Raw genomic sequence first — 7,551 nt, forward strand, 5'->3', positions numbered from 1 at the left:
TCGGGCTACGCTTCGGCCGCCTTTTCGATGCCGAGCACTTCCCGGGCCAGCTCCATATACAGATCGGCGCCCCGGGACTTCGGATCGTAGGTGACGACGGCCTGGCCGTAGCTTGGCGCCTCGCTCAGGCGGACGTTTCTCGGAATGATGGCCCGGTAGACTTTGTCCTTAAAATACTTTTTCACTTCTTCCGCCACCTGGAGGCTTAAGTTCGTCCGGGCGTCGTACATCGTAAGCAGCACCCCTTCGATCGTGAGCGCCCCGTTCAGGTGCTTTTGCACGAGGCGGATCGTGTTGAGAAGCTGGCTCAAGCCTTCGAGGGCGTAGTACTCCGCCTGGATCGGGATGAGGACGGAATCGGCGGCGGTGAGGGCGTTGATCGTCAAGAGCCCGAGCGACGGCGGACAGTCGATGAGGATAAAATCGTACGCTGATCGGATCGGCTCCAGAGCCCGCCGAAGGCGCACCTCCCGGCTTAACGTCGGCACGAGTTCGATCTCCGCGCCGGCCAGCTGGATCGTCGACGGAAGCAGATCGAGGTTCGGGACGTTGGTCGGCCGGACGACGCTTGCCGCGGGCACGTCGTTGATCAAAAGATCGTAGACGTCGTAGACGACGTCCGCCTTGCTCACGCCGATGCCGCTCGTCGTGTTGCCCTGAGGGTCCATGTCGACGAGGAGCACCCGCTTTCCCAGGACGGCAAGGGCCGCCCCGAGGTTGACGGCCGTCGTCGTCTTGCCGACGCCCCCTTTTTGGTTGGCGATGGCGATGATTTTCCCCACGCGGGTCACCCTTCCTTCTGCCGGCGAAAAAAAAAGCCCTCATCCCTTCGGAATGCGGATCGTCACCCGATATGCGCCCTCTTCTTCCGCTTCGTCCACGTCGAGGGGAATGCCCGCCTCCCGGACCATGGCTATCGACCGCCGGATCGTGTTGAGGGCGATGCGCACGTCCCGGGACACGCCGCGGAGATGCGGCTTCTTTTTTTGTTTTTGTTGTTTTTGTCCGCCCAAAAACCGCGCCACTTCCGCTTCCGTCCGCTGGACCGTCCACCCCTCGGCGAGAATCCGCGAAAGCACCCACTCGATCGCCGCCGCGTCTTTGAGCGGAAGAAGCGCTCGAGCGTGCCGCTCCGTGATCTTCCGTTCCCGGAGCGCTCTTTTGACCGACTCCGGCAGGGTGAGGAGCCGGAGCTTGTTGGCCACCGTCGACTGTCCCTTGCCGAGGCGCTGGGCGAGGGCCTCCTGCGTCAAGGCGTGGAGCTCCATAAGGCGGGCGTACGCCTCGGCCTCTTCGATCGGCGTCAGATTTTCCCGGTGAAGGTTTTCGATGAGGGCCAGGGTCGCCGCCTCGAGGTCCGTCAGCGACCGCACGATCGCCGGGATGTCCCCCTGCCCGAGGGCCTGAACGGCCCGAAGTCGCCGCTCACCGGCGATCAGCTCATAGCGGCCGTCGTCCAGAGGCCGGACGACAATCGGCTGAACGAGGCCGTGTTCGGCGATCGTCCGGGCGAGCTCGGCGATCGCCTCCGGGTCAAACACCTGCCGGGGCTGATGGCGGTTCGGCACGATCCGATCCACCGGCAGGCGGACGACCGCCTCCCCTTTGTCGGCATCTCCCCCCAGGCCCAACCATCTGGAGACATACCCTTTCACCGTCGCCCCTCCGTTTCCCGAACGCGGCCGTCCCAAAAGCAGCCGGACCGTCGCACCGGATATCCGCTCCCCCAACAGATTCGCCGCCGGCGGTCAAAATCCTCCCTGTTTCACGTGAAACATCGTCAGCGGAGGGGTCGGCGTTCCGGCTCGCCGGGACGTCGGGGGTAGCGCTCCGGCGTCGGATGAACCTTCCGAAACCAGAGCAGGACCCGCGAACCGTAGGCTCCGGGAAGCGCCAGCGGTTCCACCGCCGCCACCTCGGCGCCGAGGGCGGTGATCGCCCGCTCGGCGCCGGTAAGCTCCTCCCGGCCCCGCTCCCCCTTCCAGGCGACCGCCAGGCCGCCGGGCCGGACGAACGGCAAAAAGAGCTCGGCGAGCACCGAAAGCGGCGCCACCGCCCGGGCGACGGCCAGATCGAACCGGTCCCGGTACGCCGGGTCCCGGCCGAGGACCTCGGCCCGGCCGTGGACGAGGCGCACGTCCTGAAGGCCGAGGTCGGCGACGACCGCCTCGAGAAACCGGAGGCGTTTTTCTCGGGCGTCGAGGAGGACGAGGGAGAGCTCCGGGCGGACGATTTTCATCGGCAACCCCGGAAAGCCGGCGCCGGTCCCGACGTCGATCACCGACCGCGGGGACGGATCGTGCGGCGACAGGAAGACGGTAAGAGAGTCGTAGATGTGCTTGACCCAGATCGCCTCCGGCTCCGTGATCGCCGTGAGGTTCATCCGTTCATTCCAGGCGAGCAGGAGTTCGATATAGCGGCCAAGGCGCGCCCGGGCCGCGGCGTCAATCGGAAGCCCCTGGTTTTCGAGCGCGGCGAAGATGTCAACCATCGCCGGCGACCTCGACCGGCCGGCGCCCTTCGAGGTGAACGAGGAGCGCGGCGATGTCCGACGGCTTGACGCCAGGAATGCGGGCCGCCTGGCCGACGGTGAGCGGGCGGATGCGCTCGAGCTTCTCCCGGCCTTCGCTCGAGAGGCCGTAGACCGCCCCGTAGTCGAGAGACGGCGAGAGGCGCTTGTGCTCAAGGCGCTTCATCCGCTCCACCTCGGCCAGCATTTTCTTGATGTACCCTTCGTACTTCACGTCGATCTCGACCGCCTCGGCGACTTCCGGCGGCACCGGCGCATCCGGCGGGAAGGCCGACGCGAGGGCGGCATACGTCACCTCCGGCCGCCGGAGGAGCTCCGCGAGCGTTGCCGGCCCCTGAAGCGGTCCGAGGCCGGCTGCCTCGAGGCGCCGATTCGTTTCGGCGTCGGGGCGAAGGCGCGTTTCCTCGAGGCGCCGCCTTTCCGCTTCGATCCGCCGCACTTTTTCCTGAAAACGCCGGTATCGCGCCTCCCCGATGAGGCCGACGGCGTAGCCGATCGGCAAAAGCCGCCGGTCGGCGTTGTCGTGCCTAAGAAGCAGCCGGTACTCCGCCCGGGACGAAAGCAGCCGGTACGGTTCGTCGACGCCCCGGGTGACGAGGTCGTCGATCATGACGCCGATGTACGCCTCGTCCCGCCGGAGGACGACCGGTTCCTTGCCGGCGACGTAGCGGGCGGCGTTGATGCCGGCGATGAGCCCTTGCCCCGCCGCCTCTTCGTAGCCCGAGGTGCCGTTCAGCTGCCCGGCGGTAAACAGCCCTTCGATCCGCTTCGTCATGAGGCTCGGCCAGAGCTCCGTCGGGTCGATGACGTCGTATTCGATCGCGTAGCCGGGCCGCATCATCTCCGCCCGCTCGAGGCCCGGAATCGTCCGGAGCATCGCGACCTGAACGTCCTCCGGCAGGCTCGTGTAGAGCCCCTGAACGTACACCTCGTCGGTCTGCCGGCCTTCCGGCTCCAAAAACACCTGATGGCGCGGCTTGTCGTGGAAGCGGACGATCTTATCCTCGATCGACGGGCAATACCGGGGGCCCACCGCCTCGATCGCCCCGGAGAACATCGCCGACCGGCCGAGGTTGGCCGTGATGAGGGCGTGCGTCTCCGGCGTCGTGTAGGTGAGCCAGCAAGAGAGCTGAGGCTCCGGAAGCGGCCCCTCGGTTTCGTACGAAAAAAAGGTTGGCTCCGGATCGCCGGGCTGCTCCTCCATCCGAGAGACGTCGATCGTCTTTCCGTCGATCCGAGGCGGGGTCCCGGTCTTGAAGCGGAGCAGATGAAAGCCGAGGGCCTCGAGCCGAGCGCCCAACGCCTCGGCCGGCCGGGTGTGATTCGGCCCCGAAGGGAACGAAAGCTCACCGATATGAACCCGGCCCCGGAGGTACGTCCCGGTCGTCAAGACAACCGCCGGCGCCCGGTAGATCGCCCCGGTCTCGGTGACGACCCCTTGCACGCGCCCGTTCTCGACGAGGAGGTCCGTCACCATCGCCTGCCGAAGCAAAAGCCCCGGGGTCCCCTCTAAGACCGCCTTCATCCGCCGGCTGTAGGCGAACTTATCCGCCTGCGCCCGGAGCGCCCGCACCGCCGGCCCCTTGCCGACGTTGAGCATCCGGATCTGAACGTAGGTCGCGTCGATGTTTTTTCCCATCTCGCCGCCCAACGCGTCGATCTCCCGGACGACCTGCCCCTTGGCCGGTCCGCCGATCGACGGGTTGCAGAACATGAACGCGACATGATCGAGGCTGATGGCGAGAACGAGCGTCCTCGCCCCGAGCCGCGCCGCCGCCAAAGCCGCCTCGCTTCCGGCGTGCCCGGCGCCGACGACGATGACGTCGTAACGCCCGGCTTCGTACATCGTCTCCCCCCTTTCCGCCGGACGGCACCGGCCCGTTCGGCGGATCGCCGATCGACCGGCGGCCGCTTACTTCCCGACGCAGAAATCGGAAAAAATCGTGCGGATGACCGTTTCGTCGACGTCCTCTCCGAGGATGGCGCCGAGATGCCGGAGGGCCTGCCGGAGGTCGACGAGGACGGCATCCTCCGGCGCTCCGGCACCGGCGGCCCGGCGGGCAGCCCCTACCGCCTCGAGCGCCGCGTCGAGGGCCGCGAGGTGCCGGACGTTCGCCGTCGCCATCGCCTCCGGTCGCGCCTCCGGCGAAAAGCCGAGCACCCGGAGGATCGCCGCCCGAAGCGCCGAAAGCCCGGCTCCCGTTCGGGCGCTCACCCGAACGACCGGGGCGCTCGGAAGATGCGCCGCCACCGCCTCTGGCGTGACGACCGAAGGCAGGTCGCTCTTGCTTAGGACGACGATCGCCGACCTCTCCCGAAGCTCGGCCAAGAGCGCCTCGTCCTCCGGCGAAAGGGGGCGGGCGCCGTCGACGACGGCGAGGACGAGGGACGCCTCCCGGAGCGCCTTCCGGGCCCGCTCGATGCCGATCGCCTCCACCGGGTCGTCGCTCCGGCGGATCCCCGCCGTATCGACGAGGCGGAGGACGACGTCGCCGACGACGAGGCGCACCTCGAGGACGTCCCGGGTCGTCCCCGGGACGTCGGTGACGATCGCCCGCTCTTCTCCGGCGAGGGCGTTAAACAGGGACGATTTGCCGGCGTTCGGCCGGCCGACGATCGCCGTCGGGACGCCGTCGCGAAGAAGGCGCCCCAGCGCGGCTTCGCCCCGAAGCGCCCGAAGGCGCCCGACGAGCGCTTCCAGCTCTGCGGCGATCTCGGCCCGGGTCACGTCCGGCTCGTCGTACTCCGGGTAGTCGACGGCCACCTCCAGCCGGGAGACGAGGCGAAGGAGCGCCGCCCGCACCGCGCGGACCGCCTCCCCGAACGCCCCGCGGAGGGCGCGGCCGGCCGCCAGGAGCGCCGCCTCCGTCTCGGCCCGGATGACGTCGAGCGTCGCCTCCGCCTGGGCGAGGTCGATCCGTCCGTTTAAAAACGCCCGCAAGGTAAACTCCCCCGGCTCCGCGAGGCGGGCGCCCTCCTTAAGAACGAGCTCCAGCGTCCGTCGGGCGACGAGCCGGCCGCCGTGGACGTTCAGCTCGACGACGTCCTCGCGAGTAAAGCTCCGGGGCCGGCGCATGACGCCGACGAGGACCTCGTCCAAGACGGCCTCCGTCGCCGGGTCGACGAGGTGGCCGTAGACGAGCCGGTGGCTTTCGATCGACCGAAGGGGCGTGCGGCCGCGAAAAACCCGATCGGCGATCGCAATCGCCTCCGGGCCGCTCAGGCGCACGATCGCCACGCCGCCCTCCCCCGGCGGCGTGGCGATCGCCGCAATCGTATCGTCCCGCATCGCATCCCTCCGCTACCGGCGGACCGACGGCTCTTCGGACCCCACCCGGCCCGCCCGAAGCAGATCTTTGAACAAAAACGTCTGCACGAGGGTAAACAGGCTGGAAAACGTCCAGTAGAGGGGAAGCGCAGCCGGGAGCGACAGCGTGATGAAGAACGTCATCAGCGGAAACAGGACGAGCATGAGCCGCATCTGGGGCGCCCCCTGCGGCATCGGATTGATCTTTTGCGTCACGTACACCGTAAGAAGCTGCGCCAGCGCCGCCACGAGGGGCAGGACGAAGATCGGGTCCCGGCTCCCGAGCTCGAGCCAGAGAAAATGGGCGCTCTTGATGTGCGGGCTTCGCCGGACGGCATCGTAGAGGGCAATGAACACCGGCATCTGAACGATGAGCGGCCAGAAGCCGCCCATCGGGCTCACGTCGTGGGCCTGAAAAAGCTTCAAAAGCTCCCGCTGCATTTTCTCCGGGTCCTTCTGGTATTTTTCCCGGATCTTCTGCACTTCCGGCTGGAGCTTTTGCATCTTCGCCATGTTTTTATACTGATTGAAGACGAGGGGGAGGATGAGCACCCGCACGATCACCGTCACCGCCAGGATGGCGACGGCGTACGAGCCGCTCAGCGCACCGAACCAGTCGATGAGGAGCGAAATCGGATAGACGAAAAACGCATCGAAAAAGCCGTTCCGCGGATCCGGCGGCACGTCGACCGGCGCACAGCCGGCGAGCCCCAGCGCCGGCACGAGCGCCAGGGCGACGCCCATCCGGCGGCGCATTCCCCGCGACACCGCCATTCCTCCTTTGCCTTTCCCGCCTCAACGCCGGAACCCGCTCAGCCGTCCGGGCCACCCGGGGGAGGAAAAAGCGCCGCCGCCTCCACGAGCCGCGCCCGAACGGCGAGACGGCGAAAGGAGGCGTCCACCGCCCAAAAATCGCTCCCCCGGATCGACGGGCGGGCGATGACGACGACGTCGACCCCCGGCGGAAAGCGGTCGGCGATCTTCCGCGCGATCTCCCGGAGGACCCGTTTGTAATAGTTACGGACGACCGCCTTGCCGACCTTTTTGCCGACGGAAAAGCCGATCCGCACCGGGCCGCCGTCATCTCGCCTTAAATAATAAAGAACGAGCCGCCCGTCCGCAACCGAGCGGCCGTTTTCGATCACCCGGGCAAAGTCGTCGCTTTTTCTGAGCCGCTCGTACGCCACCCCACCCCCTCCTCCGCGAAAAAAAAGACCACCCGCGGTGGTCGTCAAGCCGTGAGGCGCTTCCGGCCCTTTTTCCGCCGGGCCTTGATGATTTTCCGGCCGCTTTTCGTTTTCATCCGCTTGCGAAAGCCGTGGACCTTTTTTCGGTACCGCTTGTTCGGATGATACGTCGGCTGCGCCATCGTCTTCCTCCTTCCCCACCCGCTCTTTTCTGCATTATAAAAACCCGCGCCGCCGCTGTCAAACCGCCCGGCCGGCAGCGGTTTTTCCCCGTCCTCGAATGGCGTTTTCCACGGTCTGTCCCCCGTTCTCCCCAATTCGATCCACAGCTCACAGGCGCCCGATCGCTATCCACAGGGAAACGGTGGAAAACCGTCGACGGGCCGGCGGATCATTGCGGTCGGCGTCGATTTTTGCTAAGATAGTCGTTGCTCGGGTTGTGGATGGCGCCTCGTTATCCACAGCTCCGTCCACAGCTGTGGAGAACCGATGTTGTGGATTTTTTTTTGTCCCGCGAGGTGACCGCC

General features: G+C 66.9%; 8 protein-coding genes. All 8 read right to left on the minus strand.

Annotated features, from left to right (window positions below; genetic code table 11):
- Positions 1-5: 5 nt before the first annotated feature.
- The 8 genes from K2M58_RS12410 to rpmH all read right to left on the minus strand — a co-directional run bounded on the left by K2M58_RS12410 (position 6) and on the right by rpmH (position 7,206).
- Complete coding sequence (locus K2M58_RS12410; RefSeq protein WP_220677794.1) at positions 6-782, minus strand: ParA family protein; 777 nt, start codon at positions 780-782, stop codon at positions 6-8.
- 39 nt (positions 783-821) lie between these two features.
- Positions 822-1,655 (minus strand): nucleoid occlusion protein, encoded by an 834-nt coding sequence (noc, locus tag K2M58_RS12415; protein WP_220677795.1) that lies wholly within the window; start codon positions 1,653-1,655, stop codon positions 822-824.
- 125 nt (positions 1,656-1,780) lie between these two features.
- Positions 1,781-2,491 carry a 16S rRNA (guanine(527)-N(7))-methyltransferase RsmG gene (gene rsmG / locus K2M58_RS12420; RefSeq protein WP_220677796.1) on the minus strand — a complete coding sequence of 237 codons (711 nt, stop codon included), beginning with the start codon at positions 2,489-2,491 and terminating at the stop codon, positions 1,781-1,783.
- Positions 2,484-4,376, minus strand: a complete 1,893-nt coding sequence (gene mnmG, locus K2M58_RS12425) for a tRNA uridine-5-carboxymethylaminomethyl(34) synthesis enzyme MnmG (protein WP_220677797.1) — start codon at positions 4,374-4,376, stop codon at positions 2,484-2,486. The genes rsmG and mnmG overlap by 8 nt, the downstream gene beginning before the upstream one ends.
- 66 nt (positions 4,377-4,442) lie before the next feature.
- Positions 4,443-5,819 carry a tRNA uridine-5-carboxymethylaminomethyl(34) synthesis GTPase MnmE gene (gene mnmE, locus K2M58_RS12430; protein ID WP_220677798.1) on the minus strand — a complete coding sequence of 459 codons (1,377 nt, stop codon included), beginning with the start codon at positions 5,817-5,819 and terminating at the stop codon, positions 4,443-4,445.
- A 12-nt stretch (positions 5,820-5,831) separates the two neighbouring features.
- On the minus strand, positions 5,832-6,605 hold the full coding sequence (locus K2M58_RS12435) for a YidC/Oxa1 family membrane protein insertase (protein ID WP_220677799.1): 774 nt from the start codon (positions 6,603-6,605) through the stop codon (positions 5,832-5,834).
- A 44-nt stretch (positions 6,606-6,649) separates the two neighbouring features.
- Entirely contained in the window at positions 6,650-7,024 is a 375-nt protein-coding gene (gene rnpA / locus K2M58_RS12440; protein ID WP_220677800.1) for a ribonuclease P protein component, read from the minus strand.
- A 44-nt stretch (positions 7,025-7,068) separates the two neighbouring features.
- A complete protein-coding gene (rpmH, locus tag K2M58_RS12445; RefSeq protein ID WP_066201673.1) occupies positions 7,069-7,206 on the minus strand; it encodes a 50S ribosomal protein L34 in 138 nt (45 codons plus the stop codon).
- Positions 7,207-7,551: the final 345 nt, after the last annotated feature.

Source organism: Hydrogenibacillus sp. N12, assembly GCF_019645935.1.
In the GTDB taxonomy this organism is placed as follows: Bacteria; Bacillota; Bacilli; order Thermicanales; family DSM-22653; genus Hydrogenibacillus; species Hydrogenibacillus schlegelii.

What these genes read in the sequence shown, in the direction of transcription:
- rsmG (WP_220677796.1), bottom strand. Translation starts at nt 2,491, where the DNA reads ATGGTTGACATCTTCGCCGCGCTCGAAAACCAGGGGCTTCCGATTGAC.
- mnmG (WP_220677797.1), bottom strand. Translation starts at nt 4,376, where the DNA reads ATGTACGAAGCCGGGCGTTACGACGTCATCGTCGTCGGCGCCGGGCAC.
- mnmE (WP_220677798.1), bottom strand. Translation starts at nt 5,819, where the DNA reads ATGCGGGACGATACGATTGCGGCGATCGCCACGCCGCCGGGGGAGGGC.
- rpmH (WP_066201673.1), bottom strand. Translation starts at nt 7,206, where the DNA reads ATGGCGCAGCCGACGTATCATCCGAACAAGCGGTACCGAAAAAAGGTC.